23 protein-coding genes and 1 pseudogene are annotated in these 17741 nt (G+C 52.8%); 10 read left to right on the forward strand and 14 right to left on the reverse strand.

Annotated features, from left to right (window positions below):
- Positions 1-519: 519 nt before the first annotated feature.
- The 3 genes from ACP7C6_RS11210 to ACP7C6_RS11220 form a co-directional block, all read right to left on the reverse strand.
- Positions 520-663 (reverse strand): hypothetical protein, encoded by a 144-nt coding sequence (locus ACP7C6_RS11210; RefSeq protein ID WP_426108710.1) that lies wholly within the window; start codon positions 661-663, stop codon positions 520-522.
- On the reverse strand, positions 656-1828 hold the full coding sequence (locus ACP7C6_RS11215) for a DUF3800 domain-containing protein (RefSeq protein WP_426108711.1): 1173 nt from the start codon (positions 1826-1828) through the stop codon (positions 656-658). The genes ACP7C6_RS11210 and ACP7C6_RS11215 overlap by 8 nt, the downstream gene beginning before the upstream one ends.
- Before the next feature lie 61 nt (positions 1829-1889).
- Positions 1890-2258: a hypothetical protein gene (locus ACP7C6_RS11220; protein ID WP_426108712.1), complete on the reverse strand. Its 369-nt coding sequence runs from the start codon at positions 2256-2258 to the stop codon at positions 1890-1892.
- A 230-nt stretch (positions 2259-2488) separates the two neighbouring features.
- Here ACP7C6_RS11220 and ACP7C6_RS11225 point away from each other — a divergent pair.
- The 5 genes and pseudogenes from ACP7C6_RS11225 to ACP7C6_RS11245 form a co-directional block, all read left to right on the forward strand.
- A pseudogene (locus ACP7C6_RS11225) lies at positions 2489-2610 on the forward strand (arsenate reductase); the annotation flags it as partial.
- Between the two features lie 284 nt (positions 2611-2894).
- Positions 2895-3170, forward strand: coding sequence for a metal/formaldehyde-sensitive transcriptional repressor (locus tag ACP7C6_RS11230; protein WP_080725266.1), 276 nt, complete (start codon positions 2895-2897; stop codon positions 3168-3170).
- A 19-nt stretch (positions 3171-3189) separates the two neighbouring features.
- Complete coding sequence (gene dmeF / locus ACP7C6_RS11235; protein WP_426108713.1) at positions 3190-4125, forward strand: CDF family Co(II)/Ni(II) efflux transporter DmeF; 936 nt, start codon at positions 3190-3192, stop codon at positions 4123-4125.
- Positions 4126-4164: 39 nt separating this feature from the next.
- Positions 4165-4536 (forward strand): hypothetical protein, encoded by a 372-nt coding sequence (locus tag ACP7C6_RS11240; protein ID WP_426108714.1) that lies wholly within the window; start codon positions 4165-4167, stop codon positions 4534-4536.
- Between the two features lie 2 nt (positions 4537-4538).
- Positions 4539-4721, forward strand: coding sequence for a DUF1289 domain-containing protein (locus tag ACP7C6_RS11245; protein WP_426108715.1), 183 nt, complete (start codon positions 4539-4541; stop codon positions 4719-4721).
- A 110-nt stretch (positions 4722-4831) separates the two neighbouring features.
- Here the strand turns inward: ACP7C6_RS11245 and ACP7C6_RS11250 are convergent, their stop codons facing one another.
- The 5 genes from ACP7C6_RS11250 to ACP7C6_RS11270 form a co-directional block, all read right to left on the reverse strand.
- Positions 4832-5368, reverse strand: coding sequence for an arsinothricin resistance N-acetyltransferase ArsN1 family B (locus tag ACP7C6_RS11250; RefSeq protein ID WP_426108786.1), 537 nt, complete (start codon positions 5366-5368; stop codon positions 4832-4834).
- 412 nt (positions 5369-5780) lie between these two features.
- Positions 5781-7880, reverse strand: coding sequence for a PAS domain S-box protein (locus tag ACP7C6_RS11255; RefSeq protein ID WP_426108716.1), 2100 nt, complete (start codon positions 7878-7880; stop codon positions 5781-5783).
- A 358-nt stretch (positions 7881-8238) separates the two neighbouring features.
- Positions 8239-8574 carry a hypothetical protein gene (locus ACP7C6_RS11260; RefSeq protein ID WP_426108717.1) on the reverse strand — a complete coding sequence of 112 codons (336 nt, stop codon included), beginning with the start codon at positions 8572-8574 and terminating at the stop codon, positions 8239-8241.
- 100 nt (positions 8575-8674) lie between these two features.
- Positions 8675-9040, reverse strand: a complete 366-nt coding sequence (locus tag ACP7C6_RS11265) for a hypothetical protein (protein WP_426108718.1) — start codon at positions 9038-9040, stop codon at positions 8675-8677.
- 7 nt (positions 9041-9047) lie between these two features.
- Positions 9048-9527 carry a helix-turn-helix domain-containing protein gene (locus ACP7C6_RS11270; protein WP_426108719.1) on the reverse strand — a complete coding sequence of 160 codons (480 nt, stop codon included), beginning with the start codon at positions 9525-9527 and terminating at the stop codon, positions 9048-9050.
- Positions 9528-9754: 227 nt separating this feature from the next.
- Between ACP7C6_RS11270 and ACP7C6_RS11275 the strand changes: the two genes are divergently transcribed.
- The 4 genes from ACP7C6_RS11275 (at position 9755) to ACP7C6_RS11290 (ending at position 11431) form a co-directional block, all read left to right on the forward strand.
- Positions 9755-10147, forward strand: coding sequence for a DUF6957 family protein (locus ACP7C6_RS11275; RefSeq protein WP_426108720.1), 393 nt, complete (start codon positions 9755-9757; stop codon positions 10145-10147).
- 42 nt (positions 10148-10189) lie between these two features.
- Positions 10190-10636, forward strand: coding sequence for a hypothetical protein (locus ACP7C6_RS11280; protein ID WP_426108721.1), 447 nt, complete (start codon positions 10190-10192; stop codon positions 10634-10636).
- A gap of 90 nt (positions 10637-10726) precedes the next feature.
- Positions 10727-11110 (forward strand): hypothetical protein, encoded by a 384-nt coding sequence (locus ACP7C6_RS11285; protein ID WP_426108722.1) that lies wholly within the window; start codon positions 10727-10729, stop codon positions 11108-11110.
- A gap of 42 nt (positions 11111-11152) precedes the next feature.
- Entirely contained in the window at positions 11153-11431 is a 279-nt protein-coding gene (locus ACP7C6_RS11290) for a hypothetical protein (protein ID WP_426108723.1), read from the forward strand.
- 112 nt (positions 11432-11543) lie between these two features.
- Here the strand turns inward: ACP7C6_RS11290 and ACP7C6_RS11295 are convergent, their stop codons facing one another.
- From ACP7C6_RS11295 to ACP7C6_RS11310, 4 genes are all read right to left on the reverse strand, one after another.
- The gene (locus ACP7C6_RS11295) at positions 11544-12278 is read right to left on the reverse strand and encodes an NADPH-dependent F420 reductase (RefSeq protein WP_426108724.1); all 735 of its coding nucleotides are present in this window, start codon (positions 12276-12278) and stop codon (positions 11544-11546) included.
- A 218-nt stretch (positions 12279-12496) separates the two neighbouring features.
- Entirely contained in the window at positions 12497-13243 is a 747-nt protein-coding gene (locus ACP7C6_RS11300) for an NADPH-dependent F420 reductase (protein WP_109784874.1), read from the reverse strand.
- A 187-nt stretch (positions 13244-13430) separates the two neighbouring features.
- Entirely contained in the window at positions 13431-13862 is a 432-nt protein-coding gene (locus ACP7C6_RS11305) for a MarR family winged helix-turn-helix transcriptional regulator (RefSeq protein ID WP_122687203.1), read from the reverse strand.
- A 367-nt stretch (positions 13863-14229) separates the two neighbouring features.
- Positions 14230-14988, reverse strand: coding sequence for an SDR family oxidoreductase (locus ACP7C6_RS11310; RefSeq protein ID WP_426108725.1), 759 nt, complete (start codon positions 14986-14988; stop codon positions 14230-14232).
- Positions 14989-15087: 99 nt separating this feature from the next.
- On the opposite strand from ACP7C6_RS11310, the gene ACP7C6_RS11315 reads away from it, so the two are divergent.
- Positions 15088-15678: a TetR/AcrR family transcriptional regulator gene (locus tag ACP7C6_RS11315; protein ID WP_426108726.1), complete on the forward strand. Its 591-nt coding sequence runs from the start codon at positions 15088-15090 to the stop codon at positions 15676-15678.
- Positions 15679-15831: 153 nt separating this feature from the next.
- On the opposite strand, the gene ACP7C6_RS11320 is transcribed toward ACP7C6_RS11315, so the two are convergent.
- Both ACP7C6_RS11320 and ACP7C6_RS11325 read right to left on the reverse strand, forming a co-directional pair.
- Positions 15832-16818 carry a 2-hydroxyacid dehydrogenase gene (locus ACP7C6_RS11320; protein WP_426108727.1) on the reverse strand — a complete coding sequence of 329 codons (987 nt, stop codon included), beginning with the start codon at positions 16816-16818 and terminating at the stop codon, positions 15832-15834.
- A 26-nt stretch (positions 16819-16844) separates the two neighbouring features.
- Positions 16845-17717, reverse strand: coding sequence for an isocitrate lyase/PEP mutase family protein (locus tag ACP7C6_RS11325; RefSeq protein WP_426108728.1), 873 nt, complete (start codon positions 17715-17717; stop codon positions 16845-16847).
- Positions 17718-17741: the final 24 nt, after the last annotated feature.

Below are 17741 nucleotides of genomic sequence, written 5' to 3' on the forward strand. Positions count from 1 at the left end.
GAGTTGGCGGCTATTTGTTCGTAGCTTATGCACTATATCGTCGACGTTTGAGCGTATCGTATTAATCTAAGAGCTATGAGGGTAGGGCCGACGGTTACAGCGCATTACTGCCGAGAAAGACAATATTTTTTGATCCACACATCGTGTGCTTCGCGTTGTGAGGTGGAGGAGGGGGGTAATTGGCCACGCGCACTGAAGTCGCAGGATGCCTGCGCCGGATGTAGAGGCCGAATTTCAGGAGTTGATGCCCTCACGTTCGATGCCCCGCCGGAGGAAAGAAGTCTAATCAAACCGCCGCGATGCACTCCATGCAGCGGGTATGTTCCTTCAATATGCCCGCGATTCCCTGTCTTTCAGTATCGACAAAGAGATCGTCTGCCCTGGTGCTTTATTCGTGCAGCAGCAGGGGTCATCGTCTTTATTGGTCGCTTTACTCGCTCAGCTTAATGTGCCCAAATAGGGCCATTAAGCCTAAAAACGATGGATAATGTGCCGTATTAGGGACATTAACTTTGCAAGTCATAACCACGTAACGCCCAGCGGCTTGCCGGTCAAGCGATAGAATCTACGCGCAAGCACCTTGGCTTCTTTCAAGATCACTAGGATTTCATTCTGGATCAATGCAGCCTGCTGAGGTTCGTTGCCATGACTGAGTTCAGTCATCTGCAAACGCCTCGAGCGCAGTGAGCAGCTTGGCAAGCTCAGTCAGGTTGGCTGCCGTCACGATGTCATATTCTCCTCGACTACTCAGCCGATATACCTCTCGAGCCTTTTTGACTCGTTCCAGTAGAGGAACAACAATGCCGGACGCTCTTTCAAGAAATTCGTTAATGTCTGCCCGTGTTTGAGGGATCTTGTAGCCTTTGGCCGCGCTTGTGATGATGACGTCCGCATCGCGGAGTTTGGCAATGCCACTGGAGCGGATTCTCTGGCCGTTGACCTCTCCCAGTCCGCTGTCTTTTAGATGGGCTATGATCTCCGTAGTCAGCACGTAATCCTTGGTGACGAATTCGCTTTGAAATCTTAAGAACCGCAGGATACTCAATTGCAGGCGCTCATCCTCATCAGGGTGTTCACCAGCCCGCTCGCTAAAACGATCAGCCTGGCGGAGAGCTTCTTGGTGTACCTGGTAGTCTGCATACCCAGATTCGTCCGTCGGTGGTGGCAGAAGAGACTGGTACTTGGATGGCCACTCAAGCATTCCAAGAGTCAGGCCGCGCAGTATCTTCTTGTAGGCAAGAACTGCTTCTTCCGAAGCTTTCTCTTCGTAGATCTGAGCGACTGAGCCAGCAAAAAAATCTGCAACCTGAACCAAAACGTTGTCCTTACTGGCCATCGTCTGGAAGGCATCCTTATGGCCAAATAGGTCGTCCACGAATCGTTCTGCAACGTAGCTTTTGAGGCTCTCCTGAAATTCCTGGCCACCATGCTCGTCTACGATCATCTGGAGGTCAGGGTATGCGCGAAACAAACGTTCATAGAGCAACCCGTTCACATATTTTATGAACGAGGTCTTGATACGGAGGCCGCCGTCTTTGTGAATTCGGGACTTATCAACGACGGTGAAATAGAGCTTGAATGGCAGCTCAGCTAGCTCGTTGAGGATTCGGGCACGGCGATCTGAATCTTTGGGCTTCAGATTGCTAGATTTGATCTCGCCTGTTTGAAAATGACGCGTGCGGAGTGCTTCAGCTTGGGCATAAGCAGCTTCCAGATCTTTCTCTGCCACCAGAATGGAGCACACGATGAAGAAGCCCGAGCTTCCTCCCTTTGACGTATCAAGGTCGGAATTCCCGGACTCATCCACGAAAGCATATGTTCTGTCCATGAGCTTGCTCCATCAACAACGTACTGAGCGCAGTGGGTCGCCCAATGGCAAGGTGGCGAACTCAGTTCGTCGCAGTGGTAGTGCCTGGAGCGGGGCCTTCGCTGAACGTGTAGTTGATGACCACGTCATTTCGGATCAAGACGTCGAGAGTTTTCTGAGTGCCCGTAGTCGTCACCTTCATGGTGACCACGTAGCTTTGGGCATGGGCTGAGCCATTGGTGTAGGTGTAGATCCACTTCTCGTCAGTCTCGCTGACGGCGCTCTTGGCGTAGGGCTCACCAAGCAGGGACTTCAACTCAGTAGTCGTCGTTTTGCCTTTGGTGATGCTCGCTACACTGGCCGACGGAAAGTCTCGCCCTGCGGTGTAGTGGGACGTAGCGCAACCGCCAAGTGCGACACAGATCCCCATTACTGCGATGAGCTTTTTCATATCCATCCTTGATCGTAGAAAGCTCCAAATCTAGCTGGCATCGAGGCTAAAAGCCATCACCAAGGTGATCAGCTACTTTCGTGCGTTCGCAGATAATGCCTTGCACATGTAGCAAGCCGAGCCAGGGCAAAGCCCCATGAACTGCTCCGTCTGAGAAATCAGAGGCGGCGCAGAGACTCGTTGATTGACTGCATAGCCCTGCTGCTCAAAAAAGCCTGACGCAGTTGTTGTTGGGCACACATTTGTGTCGTCCGTCAGAGGCCGTTCTCGACCTTCTGCCTCAGGAGCAGAGCGGCGGTTCGTCAAGGAAGACGGACAAGTCGTCATTGATGAGAATGGCAACAGGGTTTGATCCCTCCCGAAGTACGTGGCCTTGGAGTGCAACTCGCACTCCGCTCGGCCCTCGTTTGCAGTCGCCCCGACAAACGATTGCATCTGATTTGACCAGCGCGCTCAGTCACCGTGACAGCAACGAGCGGCCATTAGCAAAGCGCTAGTCATCCCGCTCCGCCCTTCTTCCTATCTGAAACCAGTTTCAGCAAACAGCTGTTCATAAGCTTTCCGTCAAACGGCGCTTGCATAGGTATAGGGGGTATACCTATGATGCGCGTATGCACAGTCAGAGGGAGTTCTCCCATGGGCCATATAGCTTCAAACAAAGACGATCTTCTCAAGCGAGTAAAACGCATCGCGGGGCAAATCCAGGCCGTTGAGCGTGCGCTGGAATCGGATGCCGATTGCGCGAAAACATTGCATCTCGTAGCTGCCACACGTGGAGCTATCAACGGATTGATGGACGAAATTATTGAGGATCACGCCAGAGAGCATGTAGCGAGCCCAACGCTTAGCGATGAAGAGCGCAACAAAGGTGTCGAAGAGCTTCTTGAAGCCATTCGCCGCTACTCCAAATGAAAAATCCAGGTACATGCTCATGAGCAGCAGCCACAACATCGAAATTAACCACGTACATGACCACGTGTTCCTTGGGTCAGCACACGAAGAAAATGCTAAGCGTACCCTTTGGGTTGTGGCACTAACGGTGGTGATGATGGTTGGCGAAATCGTCGCCGGCTATATCACTGGCTCGATGGCTTTGCTTGCCGACGGCTTTCACATGGCAACCCATGCAGGCGCTTTGGGCATCGCTGCAGCTGCCTACGGTTACGCAAAACGCCACGCCTCCAGCAGCCGTTATAGCTTCGGTACGGGCAAGGTTGGAGATCTAGGTGGATTTGCATCGGCGCTCATTCTCGGCATGGTGTCCTTGGTAATCGCCGTAGAGTCGGTCATGCGCCTTTTGCAGCCGACGGAGGTTCAATTCGGAACCGCTACGCTCATTGCGATAGTGGGTTTGATCGTAAACATTGTGAGCGCGCTTCTGCTTGGCCACGGTCACAGTCATGGGCACGATGATCATCATGAGCATGGACATGGACATGGACATGGGCATGGCGATAACAACCTGAAATCAGCTTATGTCCATGTGATAGCGGACGCTCTGACCTCCGTCCTGGCAATTGCAGCACTGCTCGCTGGCCGGTATCTCGGATGGGTGTGGCTGGATCCGGTAATGGGCATTGTGGGTGCCATCGTTATTGCGCGTTGGGCATGGAGTTTGATGGGTGTCACCTCTGCTGTACTGCTGGATCAAACTGATGAGCACGTTGCAGATGAGATCCGCGAGCTGGTTGAGAAACCGGGTGATGCAACCATTACAGACCTGCATGTCTGGCGGGTCGGGCCAGAGGCACATGCGGCTATTGTCAGCGTCCTCGGCGAATCCACTGTGAACGCTGAAAGCATTCGTGAACGACTCAAGCCTGTCCACGAAGTCAGTCACCTGACGGTCGAGTTTCGATTGGTTTGATTCACCGACTCCTTAACCTCGGCTTCATAGGAACTCCCAATGTCACTAGGGAAACGTGAGCTTGCGCGTATCGAGCGTCGATTAATTACCACCCTCACTGAAGAGTGCGAAACAGCAAAAGGGCAGATCGAAGGATTTACGTGGCTCACCCATACCGCCGACCTGAATGCGCTGAGTAAAACCCTCAAGGTAGTCTGGGTATTCGAAACACTGGCTGACAAGGAGCTCGCCCAGGCTGAATCGAAAGCGCGCATTTTCGAGTTGACCTCCATCGCATTGAACGAGGCCGGCATCGATCTGAACCTTTCAGACCGCAATGTCTGCTTTGACTCTGAGGAGGAGTGCCAGCGCACGCATGGTGGCAACTGGAAAAATCGTCTTGCTCACTCAGGCGCGACCAAAGAGGACTGACAATGGCTAAAGAAATCGAAAATCCCTGTATCTCGACTTGCCAGCTGAGTGGTGATCTCTGTGCGAGTTGCGGGCGCAGCAAGGAAGACATCAGAAAGTGGAAACGCATGAAACGGCCTGAAAAAATGGCCGCAGTTCAAAGGGCGAATGTGCGATTGAAAGCACTGAAGAAAGCCCACGGATAGTCACTTGCACTCGTTCCCGCCCGAGCTGTGGTTAATCAGCTGCAAGGCCATCTCACTGCCGAGGTCTGATAGTCACAGCGCACAGCGAGTGAACCTACTGCGATGCAACCTCAAGCTTGGGGAAAAAGAATGGGTTCCAACGGAGGGGTTGCCTGGCACAGCCCAAGCCTCCAGTAACCGACGTCGTGCCATTTTCCAAGCTTGAAGCCCACCTCTGGATACGTCCCAATGTGTACGAATCCTAGCGACTCGTGCAGACCGACACTTCCTTCATTGGGCTGCGCAATTCCGGCGTAAGCTGCGCGAAACCTCTGCTTTTCAAGAATCGGGAGTAAAATTTCATAGAGTTCACGGCCAACGCCCTGACGGCGAGCCGATTCGGTTATGTACACCGTCACATCAACAGCCCATCGGTAAGCCGGACGAGCCCGATGCTGGCTTGCGTAGGCATAGCCCTTGATCTCCCCACCTTCTTCGGCCACCAAGTAAGGATATGTCAAAAGCGTTGTCGCTATTCGCTGAGCGATTTCCTCAGCGCTTGGCGGAATCTCTTCGAACGAGATGGCCGTTGTCGAAACGATGGGGGCGTAAATGCGCTGGATGGCTACAGCGTCTGCTACCGTCGCCGTACGGATTTTCAAAGTCATGTTGGTCATCCCTGATTCATTGACGACTATTACCCTTAGCTTAGTGTTTTCATAGCAATCACACTATCGGAACGAGGGACGTCTGCATCCCGCCGTAGCCATGGCAAACTGGATGAGGCGCTCATGCATGTCGGCGTAGTTCGCGTTTTAAGACGCGGCACGACCGTCATTTATGTTAACCATTGGCCCTTCGATTTCATCATCCCAGAGCACTTTCTCGAAGGCTCTGCATCGGACATCGTGAAGTGTTCGATACGTGAGGCATTTGGCTAATCGTTGCTTATGACCTACTCTGGCGCAACATATCCTTCTCAGGACGGTGCAGGTAGATGGCTGGCAGAACGGAGATAAATTCTGCCAACAAAAGGCGCCGTTTGAAGCGCTTACTCCTGATCAGGCGGATGTCCGTAGATTACCGGTCAAGCACTTGCCTTACTTTCAGCGCGAGCTCACGCAGCGTGAACGGCTTAGGAAGAAGAACTACCCCCTTGTCCAACGTCTCGTTGTGGACTATCGCGTTCCGCGTATACCCCGTGGTGTAGAGCACTGGCAGAGACGCCCATTTCGTGGATACCTCATCAGCCAGTTGCTTGCCGGTCATCTCTGGCATCACCACGTCAGTAAACAACAAGGAGACGTCGGAGTGAGTCTTAAGGATTTGCAGCGCAGCCTTGCCCGAGTCTGCCTCTAGAACCTCGTAGCCCAGTTCAATTAACGACTCGACGCTGATCAGCCTTACTATCGGATCATCCTCGACCACCAGCACTCTTTCGCCAAGCTTGGCACGAGGTACTTCATGTTCCTTGACGACAACACGCTCCAGCGGTTGATCGATGCCCGAGTAACGCGGCAGATAGAGCTTCACTGAAGTCCCGTGGTCGAGCTCTGAATAGAGCTTGAGATGGCCTTTGGATTGCTTCGCGAATCCGTAAACCTGGGCAAGACCAAGCCCGGTTCCTTTACCGACGTCCTTAGTTGTGAAGTAGGGTTCAAACACGCGAGCCATTACTTCATCCGGAATACCAGTTCCGGTGTCTGTGACTGCAACCATGACGTACTGACCAGGCGTTATCAGCTCTTGCGCCGCGTAGTTGTCATCTACGTAGACGTTACCGGTCTCAACTGTGATCCGGCCACCTTCGGTCATTGCATCACGTGCATTGACACAGAGGTTAAGAATTGATTGCTCTAGACTACTGAAGTCGGCAAAGGTAGGCCACAGTCCGGCATGACGAACAAACTCAAGCTTTATGTTACTACCCAACGACCTTTGCAGCAGATCCGACATACCACTGACGAGCCGGTTGAGGTCAACAGGTTCAGGAGATAGTGGCTGCTGTCTGGCGAATGCCAATAGGCGGTGAGTGAGTTGGGCTGCACGAGATGTTCCCTCAAGGGAGAGCTCGATAAACTTCTCGACGTCGTTCTCACCCCGTTCCAGGCGACTCTTTAGCAGGTACAGGCCGCCGATGATAATCGTCAACATATTGTTGAAATCGTGGGCTATCCCGCCTGTCAGCTGACCCACGGCTTCCATTTTCTGAAGCTGTCGTACCTGATCTTCTGCAGCTGCTCGTCCTGTATTGGCTTGCTTCAGCTCGAAATTGGAGCTTTGCAGCGCCGCATCCTGAATCGCAGCGTTAGCTCTCAGATTACCTGCATCGTGTTCAAAGTGGTCTGACTTGAGCTGCATGACATCGACGTCAGTGCAGGTCGAGAACCATTTGACGATATCGCCAGCTTCGTCGCGAATAGGTAACGCTCTGCAAAGGAACCAACTCTCCTTTCCGTTCCGATCCCGCATTTGGAAGGTATCTTCCCAAGGAAACTGCTCCGCTATAGCCTTGGCTCGATGACTGGCGATTCGATCACGAGTCTCGGCAGGAATGAACGCATGCCATGCATGGTCACGTAGCTGGTCGCTCGTACGACCACTAAATTCCAACCACTTGGGGTTGAAGTAGAGGTCATTCCCAGTGGCGTCAGATATCCACACCAGTTGGGGAATACTCTCGGCAATCTCCTGGAATTGCGTCTCTAGCTGTTTTGCGAAGAGTTGACGCTGTTTGTCGACCGCCATCTGGCTGGTTAGGTCACGCAGGATTTTTACGACGCCAATAAGATTGCCGTCTTGCAGCATGGGCATCATCACGCCACTTGCCCAGAAACGCTCTCCGTTTGAACGGAGATGCCAACGGTCATCATTTGCCCGGCCTTGGCTTACCGCTGAGCCTATCTCCCTTTCTGGGATGCCGTTTTCACAATCTTCAGGAGTGAAGATCTTGTGCAATGAGCTGCCAAGCATCTCCTCTTTTGCCCAACCCAGGATCCGACGCGCGCCTTCACTCCAGTCAGTTACACGACCGGATGCATCAGCAGTAATCACTGCATAATCCACAGCACTGTCGAGCACCAGACGATTGTAAGATTCGATGTGAGAGATGCGGGCGGTGAGCTTGGCGTTTTCCTGGCGAAGGATGTCCAGCTCAGAAGGAGGAATATTGGAGGGCAAATGCTATACCTGAATTGGCTTTGTCGATTCGAGCCAGAATACAGGAGCGTCAGAGTCATAAGAAATTAAGCAAACCGGCTTCGAACCCTTGCCCGACCGACGGTGCTTAATTTCGAGCATCCCGATGGCCTGCAGAACAGCCTAAAGAGGAAGGGCACGGGCACAGTTGCCTCAGTCAGCACTTCCAAGTATTCACGGGGCTTTGTAGCGTTCGCCACCTCGCTGGACAGCTGTACAGCTTAGTCATCCGCAAATGCTTCTAGCGCATCAAGAATGCTTGGCTAACTCAGCCAGGTGCCAAACTCTGGTTATCCGAGCGGGCCTAGCAACAGGCGTTTAGCAAGGTCAATTTTGGCAGCTACGTCGATTTAACGGATACTACTTCAACATATTTGTACTTCTTCCTTGCAGCCCTAACGGCGTCTTGCTCGGCAAGCAACGAGCTCAACGTATCAGCCTCGTGAATCAACTCGGTCATTTCCCCCTCAAACTCGTTCCCAACCCTGAGCGTTACCCGCAGTCTTGGCGTAAACGCTTTCGCCACTTTCTTCTTGGCTAGTGGAGCCTCTGCAGGCTTCGTGAAAACGATCTCTGGCACAGGCTCCTGCACTAGCGGAGTAGAAACTTGCTCCTCTTGCTGAGACGTACCAAAAAGGGCACGACGCATTTCTTCTTCGGTTAAATCAGCGTTCATAGAACATCTCAAGGGTGCGGTAATCAGCTCGACGAATTCTACTAGGATGGCTGCTCCAGTGCGTCCTCTGGAAGTATTTGCAACTCACGCGGTACTCGATCTACATTCCCAGATCAATCTCAAGCCTTACACCCTTCAAGCTGGGCGGCAGCTTTCCGACCGGCATGGCCTGCAACAACTTGCCGGCGAGATGCTCCGCATGAGCCGAATAAATCGCGATCCTGTCTGGCTCAAGCGGCCTGTAAGGTACTACCGCACCCACAGCTACTTGGGCAATTCTCAGTATATTCAGCAAGTCATTGCCAATGTGCAGACTTTCCAGGTACTCGACGGTTGGTCGGGCGGAAGGCCGTGCTTCTACCCATAAGCCGACCACGAGTTGATGCAATTCTGTGGCGCCGAGATGGCTCAGGGCTGTCTTCCACAGCAAACCTTCTTGGGACATTTTCAGCCTGGCGCTGGTCATTCAAAGATCACTGCTGTTCGGACTTGCTGGTCAAATACCTACGAATAGTAGTTTTAGACAGACCCAAAGCTTCCGATATCTCGGTCACTGAGACTCCCTCACTGTTGAGGCGATTTGCCTCTGCCGCTTTCTGCGCTGCCCCGGATCGCGCTGGTCGACCAGGAGGAAGCTTCCCTGCACTTACCAACGACTCCATCTCAATATCTACGCTGTCCTTCTTAATCCTATTTAGTTGCTTATTCAGACGCTTCAGCCCGTCCCTAAGCGGCTCGTTGGACTGTAGAGACGTCGCCATGAGAATCAATGAGGCCGGTTCAACCTCTAGCAGCGCTGCAAGACGAATGAGCAAATCAATCGTGATGTTCACCTCCCCACGCTCAATCCGGCCCCAATAGGAACGGTCAATAGTGATCAGGTTTTCTTGCGTAAGACCTTTTTTTCTACGCAGTGCTCGCACCACTACAGCTAGGGCTTCTGCGGCCTCCATGACATTTCCCCAAGCAAATCGAGGATAAGGCCATATTGCGACGCACCATAACACGGGCTATGATCCGTATTGCGGTGCTTTCAGCGTTTTTGAAGCCTGCTTTTCGATGCATATACATCCGTAAGCGGAGCTACGCACCTCGCTTGCGGGAGCCATCTGCTCAAGTGCGAGCGACAACAAGCGGGATTGAAATGTCAATTTCCCGGTTATTAATGAAAGGAAGCCCTATGGCTAGCGTCGAAGAACCTGACTTCATGAATGGGCCACGGACACCACTTGAGGGCCTGTCGAGCAGCTCTGAAGCTCGAGCCTTAGCAGTCGAGCGCTTTCCCAAAAAGGCTTACTGCCTAGTCCGAGACTGGACAATATTTCGAATTGAAGTCACCACCGACGAACTCGCCAAACTGCATGCAGCGGGCCAGCTCCCGATGATCCTGTTTGCTCACAACGTGGCCGAGGATAGCCAAGGTCGTTTCGAGAGGGGGGATTGGGTTCGTTCAAGCATGTGCACCGGTTTCCACGACGGGGTTGTGCTCGAAACCAGGAACACTGTCTACGTCTTGATTGGCCCTGGCCATGAACAGCCTGCCAGCCTGAAGGAAGTATTTTCCTTCTTCTAACATGCGCTTCGTAACGGAGCCCTTTGAGGCTCAGGAAATACAATGTTTAGAACACACGATGCCGACATGCGTGGCATGCCGGGGATGTTTGGTGAAGGCCAGTACCAATGGCATCAGGTATCCAAAGTGCTTCGTAATCACTGGTATCACGTAACTGTCCAGGCCATGTACGAGGACAGAACTTCAGAGGCGGTTCTGATGATCGACAGCGAACCACGGCTTCAGCAACTGCTGATTGCCCAAGACGCTGAGACGATCATTACAGAGGTACAAGTAGTCACTCCCGCCCACATGAATGGCACGGGAGCTTGGCGGATGGAGAAACTGACCAAGGTGACGCTTGGCGAAGACCAGCACGAGTGTGTTGTCTGCCTGCTGGAGGTCGAGACAGGCTCCAAATATCACAGCTCTCACCAACCTGGCTTCAACACTGATGCACTGAGCAACCTTCGTCCGATCTATCACGCGAACATGATTCGTACAGCCTGAGATTTACCAAGAATCCCACACGATATCAGCGCAGATGTTTCCGTGTGGATTTCCTGGTAACGCCATACGGGCTGCGAAAGGAGCGCAATTATGCTGAACACTCTGGATGTGAATTTTCATGGAAAACGACATACGGATTTCGATCTCGAACGAATCCTAAAAGCACAAGCGCAAGGCTTCGAAAAACCGATCACTGCCTATCTCTGCGGAGTATCCATAAAGGCTCGTGCTGGATTAGGCGTCGTGTTTGGTCACAACCGTAAAGACCAATATGGACGGTTCGGCGACGGTCACCTGATCCGGACTTCTGACGTGATTAAGGCGGAGCGCGAGGGCCGATTTTGGGTACTTACCACAGAGAATTCACGCTACGTGATCGCGACGTTTCAGCACGGTAATGGGCGTGCGAGCCTGCGCCATTTTCTGCGGTTGTCTCGTGGTCAGCATCATCTGTCCCCGCACCTTCTGCAATAGAGCGTACCGCCCATGACCGGCCCAGGTCTGAAGGCTCGAAGCATGTTCCTGAAAGCGGGCGAGCTGATCTGTATTGCATCGGGGGTCTATGAGGGGTATGACCGGACTGGCCCATTCGTCGTCACGCGGGAGTTCGATTTGGAGGCGTTTGTCCACCAAGCCAAGACTGCCCTGTCGGAGCCAGTGGACGTATCGGGGCTCATGTACGAAATACCCCGGATGCTTCTTGCTCAAGGCTTCATTTCCCAGATGCCGTGCCGAAAAATCTACTTAGGTGGGTTAAGTGAGTTTGAGCTGGGAGAGGAGAAGGATGAGTTTTGAATGTGTACCTTGGCAGAGTAGTTGGCCTTACCGTCGATGTTTCTGGAGAGAGCTTAGCTATGCGATCAATAAGGGTGGGATACTAGATACAGATCCCACCTTATCCGAAAAGTCAGGCCGTCATTGCGCGATTGGCGGCAACAATTTGCTCATGAGTAAACTGGCTGCCGGGAGTCATGAACTTAGCGATCAGTGCATCGCGGTTTTGAGGTGCCCGTGCCTTGTCTGCCGCTTTCAGTGCCAATTTGAGTTCCTGCAAGGTCAGTTCAGTGCAGTAAGCAGGTGTACCTGGTTGCTGGCGCCATGAATCTTCAAGGGGGCCTGAGGCAAGCGCGATAAAGCCCGTATCCTCAACAAGATCCTGCGCGATTGTTTCAGCTCTGGTATCTCCCCCAGCTACAGGTATGGCTATGCGCGCTGAAGAACCGGCTGGTTGACCTTTATCGGCAAGGGTCGCAGCCAGTACGGCGTTCCATGCCTTAACAACTGGGTGACCAATCTGTTCGCTTACCCAAACGCTCTCAGGCTTGCCGCCGTCAACTTCTTTGATTGCCCCGTCGCGTCCCGGATAATAATTGGACGTGTCAATGACGACGGTTGTCTCCGGCACATTGCTCAAGGTCTGTTTGAGATCAGGGTAGCTTGCGAAGGGGATCGAGAGGATAACGACGTCTACCTCAGACACCGCCTCTTCCTTAGTAACCGCATTTACGCCGATTTCATTGGCAAGACTCTGAATGCTCTGCGGGCCTTTCGAGTTTGCCAGTTTAACTTCGTGACCGCCCGCCGCGAGCTTACGGGCAAGGGTAGCCCCAATGTTACCTGCGCCGATAATTCCGATTTTCATTTAAATAACTCCTCGCATGTAAGCAAGATTGAAGTAATTACGTGAATGACTGCTACTGGCTCGCCTTAGCGTTCAGTTGCCAAACAGTTGTTGTGAAAACGCTGGCCATGTGTGAGAGATTGAAAACCCACCAAGTCGCTTTAGACTTTTAATAGTTCGCGCTTCACATTCTCTGTGTTCTTATAAAGCTTCGTCGAAGTGCTGTTATGACGACTACTTCATCCATATATCAACTTCGAAAGCTGAACAATGTAGTCGCGGCTTGGATTTGTTCCGATTGTGCCAAACCTTTCTTCATACACCGCGAAGAAAAGATCTTGACGCTTTCGAGCGCGCGCCAGATCCGCGTCTGTCAGTGCCTGCGGCAGGGACTCAAGCGTTACCTCAGTGCAATAGCAAGGAGTGCCGCACTGTTGTCTCCAGGATTCTGCTAACGAGCCAGCATGGTAGGCATCGAATCCGGAATCCTCGACCAGTGACATCGTCACGACACGGTCGTGATCACGATCCGCAGCGATAGGGACGGCAATGCGATCCGGGTCGCCAGCAGGCCTACCCGCTTCGTTTAATGACGCGGAGTAAATCGTGTTCCAAGCTTTTGCGAGTGGACGACCAATTTGTTCGGATGCCCAGACACTGTCAGGCTGGCCATTCTCGATGGCTTCCAATCGCTCGTCGCGCGCCGGTATATAGTTGGATGTGTCGATGATTACGCTTTCTTCAGGAAGCTCGGCAAGAAGCGTTTTAAGATCCGGAATGCGGATAAAAGGGATCGAAAGAATCACGACGTCGGCGCCAACCAAAGCTTCTTCTTTCGTGACCGCCAGCGCGCCCGTGGAAAGCACGTCAGCATTAACGGTATTTGGCCCACGGGAGTTAGCGACCCTTACTGTATGGCCGGCAGCGCTGAGCAGTTTTGCTAGTGTTCCCCCGATAAATCCGCTACCAATAATTCCGATGTTCATAGAGATTCCTCATCTTTGGAGCTTAGGTGTGCATGACATGTGGATCTGCGCGGGGAGCTTCTCGGCAAGGCATTCGCTTCGCTAACTCTTCTGCAAGCGCATCGCGGCTCTGTGCGCTTGTGTCTAATCTGCAACTGCCAACCCGCTGCTAAAGCTCTGCCGTTGCTAGCCGCTTCTAGGGCAGGTACTAAGTGGTAGCCGGTCGCGCCAGACCCTCAAGTGTGCACCGAAGCTCCTCAAGATCTTCTGACGTGAGCTGGCACGCAGTTCTGATCTTGTCGGTGATGCTGCGAAGCTCATCCTCCATGGCACGGCTAGGTTCTGTGAGATCAATAAGCACTCGACGTTCATCGGAGGAATCGCGTGTGCGTGTAATCACTCCAGCAGCTTCAAGCCTCTTTAGTAGCGGCGTAAGCGTGCCGGTCTCCATGTCGAGGCGATCACATAAATCGCTCACAGAAAGAGGCGACCCGTTCAAAAGCTCCAGCGTGACCAGGTACTGCGAGAAGGTGAGGCCAAGCGGTTCGAGAAACGGTTTGTGTAATCGAACCATCCGGTTCGCAGCTGCGTTGAGCGCGAAGGAGAGTTCTGTGGCTACGCTGCGTGGTGCCGAATTCATATATATCGTCTACTATTATGTAGTGTGCTACATAAATTATGCGTACACCCGCCGTGTGTCAACAGCTTCCGAGGTTGGCGGCTTTTTTTCAGATGAAGTACCACTGCGCGGCTACTTGATAATTCGTTCTAAGAGAAGACGAATCTGCGCGCGCGAGGACGTCGAGTAGCTTGAATCTGGTGCCATGCGCACGGATGGTTGGGTGAGTATGAGGCGGTGATCAGCGTGACGCGATTGAGTGACCAACTCTTTCTTAATTTCTCAGTACGTGCGTCTGAGCATGCCAAGCGAGACGCGGTTGCACCGCCAGGGGCGCAGATATGATCTGCCCCCCTGGATGGAATCAGGTGTACCCACGAGGTAAACGTTACGCTGCCGGTGGCTTGTATCCCGCGAGCATTTTCAACACTTCATCATGTGAACCGCTCGCTTCAGCGAACCGTAATGGCTTGGCGCGCTCAACAACGAGCTCTGGTGGGGTCGGAGAGATCTTGAGCAGTTCGAAGATTTCATCCAAAAACTCCTCCAACGGCATCGCGTGCTCGTCATTTTCCTGTCCAAGCAAGGTGGTACGCACACCCGGTGGCGCAAGCTCGATAACCTCGACTGATGAGGCTTCCAACTGAACTCGCAGGCTTTGAGTGAATGAATGCACTGCGGCCTTGGTTGCGCTGTAGGTAGGTGTTGCGGGCAGTGGGACGAATGCCAGAGCTGAGCTGACATTCACTATCGTTGCACTGGGTTGCTTGATCAGGTGGGGAGTAAATGCGTACACCATGCGAATCGTGCCAAGTAAGTTCGTCGTCACGATATCTTCGGCTGTGCTCAGGCTTTCCGGATCAGTCAGATCCTCCCAATGCATGATCCCTGCGTTGTTGATGAGAACGTTCAGGTTTGGATGACTGATCGCAAGCGCTTCGCTAGTGCGCTGGATGGATTGGGCATCGGAGACGTCCAGCAATACGGATTCAATGCCAGGGTGTTCCGACACGATTTTGTCGAGCAGAGCTTTGCGACGTCCCGCGATGATGACGTTGTTACCCGCCTTGTGAAGCCGCAGCGCCAGACCTAGGCCGATACCTGAGGTGCCGCCAGTAACCAGAATCGTATTGCCAGTGCTGTTCATAGTAAACTCCAGAAACGATGGATAAACGGACAAGTGTCCACTTGAAAACCGTACCGGACAATTGTCCGCTTAGCAATGCAGTAAAGGAAATTTTTGCTCATGACTGACGAGTTGGTTATGCGTTCTGACGCAAAGAAAAACCGGGAACGGATTCTGGAGATCGCGGTGGTGGAGCTGACTAGCGATCCTACTGTTCCGTTGAGCACTATTGCGAAGAAGGCTGGGGTGGGTCAGGGCACGTTCTATCGCCACTTCGCCACCAGAGAGAAGCTGGTATTCGAGGTTTATCAATTCGAGATGCAGCAGGTTGCATCGTTGGCTGAACAGCTCCTCGCGACGAAGCCTCCCAAGGAGGCGCTCAGAGAATGGATGGACTGTCTCGCTGAATACGCTATGACAAAGGCAGGACTCGCGACTGCGATACAACAAGCTGCGTCTATTTACGAGTTCCCAGGGAAGTCGGGATACGCTCCAGTCCAAGAAGCAGCCGAGTTGCTTTTGAGGGCCAATGAAAAGGCCGGGACGATTCGTAGTGGGATTACTAACGACGACTTTTTTCTAGCCATCGCTGGTATATGGCAAATGGATTCCCAGAGCGAATGGCGCACGCGTCTCGCCAGGTTGATGAGCTTGGTAATGGATGGTCTGTGCGCTGGCAGCCCCGAAAACCTGAAAAAGAATAATGCTTAGCATCAAGATCAGGACAAGCGTGGCGAGAACAGGAAACGGAGCGCGTCGGCAAATAGTCGATCTTGTTTAGAGCGGCTTAAGCTTGAGTAGGCGCCACAACGTATAAGCCGCGATCCATCCTGCGCGGAGGCCATACTGCCAGCGTCCTTGTCGTCACTGCGTCCATCTGTGTCCTAGCTCGTGAGTATTCACGAGGTCTCTCGGTCGCCGTCCTTCGAGACCCGTAAGCAAATTTTCCAGTGCACGCAGTGCCATCGCATTGCGTGTATCGCTTGTTGCAGAGCCGATATGAGGCACAGTGACAACATTCTCCAATTTGAAAAGACCTGAACTCACAAGCGGTTCTTTCACGTAAACATCTAAACCCGCTGCTCGTATCGTTTTCTCCTCAAGCGCTCGAAGGAGTGCGTCCTGATCAACCACAGGGCCGCGAGAAACGTTAATCAAAATACTCTCCGGGCCCATCAACGCTAGCTCCTTACGTCCGATGAGGTTTCTCGTGCCGTCCGTCAACGGCACTACCGGACAGACAAAATGAGACTCGCTTAAAAGCTTCTCTTGCGGGACGAACCGCGCACCGAGTTCTCTCTCAAGCTCCGGTTTACGATTGTTGCCGCTATAGAAGATGTTCATGCCAAAACCGAAACGCCCTCTACGCGCGATGGCCTCTCCAATTTTGCCTAAACCGATAATGCCCAAGGTCTTTCCATGCACATCGCATCCGAAGTGGGATGCTTCGATGGTCTTCGTCCAATTGCCGGCTTTCGTCCAAGCATCCAGCTCAGGGATGCGTCTCGCTGTGGCCAGGATCAGAGCGAAAGCTAGATCAGCTGTGGTTTCGTTCAAGACATCTGGCGTGTTGGTCAACATGATCCCTCGGCCATTTAGATAGCTGAGGTCATAGTTGTCGTAGCCAACCGATATGCTCGAAATGATCTCAAGGTTTTTAGCCGATGCGAGCTCAGCTTCACCCAGACGACGATTGCCGCCGATCAGTCCATGAGCACTGGGAATGGCATCTTCGAACTGGGCATCCATGTCACCAAGCTCGGGACGCATGACGATGATGTTGTACTTCTCTTTGTAAGGCTCAAGCAGCTTGGGTGAGACGCGGCTGAAGGCCAGGATTGTCTTTTTCATGACGCTTTATTTCACCTGTTTCAAACTCAATTCGAATCGTGTTCTGACTTCAAATAGGTCTTTGCCCACTCTCGGTAATTGTCCGAGAGCGTGTATTTAGAAAGCAGCTCAGGGAGGGATAACTCGCTCCCCTCTGTGCCGCTCTGTTCGCGCAGCGCCTCGTAAGTCGCTTTGATTGCGGACAGATAGGGTGCATGCCCATTGACCACAATCCGCACGTTTGCTGCACTCAGTTTCCCGAAATCGCTCAGAGCAGGATTTCCATAATTGATCAGCATGATCGGCACGCTGAGATGTGCTGTGAGTGCTTCCAAGTGTTGGAAGTCTTTCACTCCGGCGAGGCAAATCGCGTCGGCCCCGGCTTTTTCATAGGCCGTAGTGCGTGCAATGGAATCTTCCAAGGTGGTAACGGCCACATTCGTTCGGGCGATGATGCTGAGCGCATCATCTGAACGGGCAAACCGCGCAGCGTAAATCTTGGCGGCGGCTTCTTCCCTCTCGATAAGCACATGCGACTGCTCGTCGTACTTGGCCGGAAGATGGGTGTCTTCTAGGGTTAGGGCAGCGACACCGGCTTTCTGCAGCTCGGTCACTGTTCGCATTACATTCAGCGCGTTTCCGAATCCATGGTCAGCGTCACCAATGATTGGGATTTGGCTGGCCCGTCCGACTCTGGAAACCTGCTCGACATACTCATCCAGCGTAAGCAGTGCGATGTCCGGCGCCCCGAGTACCTGAAGCGAGGCGACGGAGCCGCCTTGAATGGCGACCTCAAAGCCAAGGTCGGAAGCCATACGAACCGAGATCGGGTCGAATACAGAAGCAGCAAATTTGCATACGGTTCCCTGGAGTAAATCACCAAACGCCTCGCGCAGTTCATGATGTGATCGCTCAATCATTTTTGGCTCCATCAAATTCTTACA

The organism is Pseudomonas sp. TWR1-1-4 (genome assembly GCF_049897165.1).
GTDB lineage: Bacteria > Pseudomonadota > Gammaproteobacteria > Pseudomonadales > Pseudomonadaceae > Aquipseudomonas > Aquipseudomonas canadensis.

Coding starts and splice junctions, on each gene's coding strand:
- ACP7C6_RS11265 (WP_426108718.1), bottom strand. CDS start 9,040: ATGACCAGCGCCAGGCTGAAAATGTCCCAAGAAGGTTTGCTGTGGAAG.
- ACP7C6_RS11270 (WP_426108719.1), bottom strand. CDS start 9,527: ATGGAGGCCGCAGAAGCCCTAGCTGTAGTGGTGCGAGCACTGCGTAGA.
- ACP7C6_RS11230 (WP_080725266.1), top strand. CDS start 2,895: ATGGGCCATATAGCTTCAAACAAAGACGATCTTCTCAAGCGAGTAAAA.
- ACP7C6_RS11315 (WP_426108726.1), top strand. CDS start 15,088: ATGACTGACGAGTTGGTTATGCGTTCTGACGCAAAGAAAAACCGGGAA.
- ACP7C6_RS11240 (WP_426108714.1), top strand. CDS start 4,165: ATGTCACTAGGGAAACGTGAGCTTGCGCGTATCGAGCGTCGATTAATT.
- dmeF (WP_426108713.1), top strand. CDS start 3,190: ATGAGCAGCAGCCACAACATCGAAATTAACCACGTACATGACCACGTG.
- ACP7C6_RS11300 (WP_109784874.1), bottom strand. CDS start 13,243: ATGAACATCGGAATTATTGGTAGCGGATTTATCGGGGGAACACTAGCA.
- ACP7C6_RS11210 (WP_426108710.1), bottom strand. CDS start 663: ATGACTGAACTCAGTCATGGCAACGAACCTCAGCAGGCTGCATTGATC.
- ACP7C6_RS11305 (WP_122687203.1), bottom strand. CDS start 13,862: ATGAATTCGGCACCACGCAGCGTAGCCACAGAACTCTCCTTCGCGCTC.
- ACP7C6_RS11245 (WP_426108715.1), top strand. CDS start 4,539: ATGGCTAAAGAAATCGAAAATCCCTGTATCTCGACTTGCCAGCTGAGT.
- ACP7C6_RS11320 (WP_426108727.1), bottom strand. CDS start 16,818: ATGAAAAAGACAATCCTGGCCTTCAGCCGCGTCTCACCCAAGCTGCTT.
- ACP7C6_RS11215 (WP_426108711.1), bottom strand. CDS start 1,828: ATGGACAGAACATATGCTTTCGTGGATGAGTCCGGGAATTCCGACCTT.
- ACP7C6_RS11310 (WP_426108725.1), bottom strand. CDS start 14,988: ATGAACAGCACTGGCAATACGATTCTGGTTACTGGCGGCACCTCAGGT.
- ACP7C6_RS11280 (WP_426108721.1), top strand. CDS start 10,190: ATGTTTAGAACACACGATGCCGACATGCGTGGCATGCCGGGGATGTTT.
- ACP7C6_RS11295 (WP_426108724.1), bottom strand. CDS start 12,278: ATGAAAATCGGAATTATCGGCGCAGGTAACATTGGGGCTACCCTTGCC.
- ACP7C6_RS11285 (WP_426108722.1), top strand. CDS start 10,727: ATGCTGAACACTCTGGATGTGAATTTTCATGGAAAACGACATACGGAT.
- ACP7C6_RS11250 (WP_426108786.1), bottom strand. CDS start 5,368: ATGACTTTGAAAATCCGTACGGCGACGGTAGCAGACGCTGTAGCCATC.
- ACP7C6_RS11220 (WP_426108712.1), bottom strand. CDS start 2,258: ATGAAAAAGCTCATCGCAGTAATGGGGATCTGTGTCGCACTTGGCGGT.
- ACP7C6_RS11325 (WP_426108728.1), bottom strand. CDS start 17,717: ATGATTGAGCGATCACATCATGAACTGCGCGAGGCGTTTGGTGATTTA.
- ACP7C6_RS11290 (WP_426108723.1), top strand. CDS start 11,153: ATGTTCCTGAAAGCGGGCGAGCTGATCTGTATTGCATCGGGGGTCTAT.
- ACP7C6_RS11275 (WP_426108720.1), top strand. CDS start 9,755: ATGGCTAGCGTCGAAGAACCTGACTTCATGAATGGGCCACGGACACCA.
- ACP7C6_RS11260 (WP_426108717.1), bottom strand. CDS start 8,574: ATGAACGCTGATTTAACCGAAGAAGAAATGCGTCGTGCCCTTTTTGGT.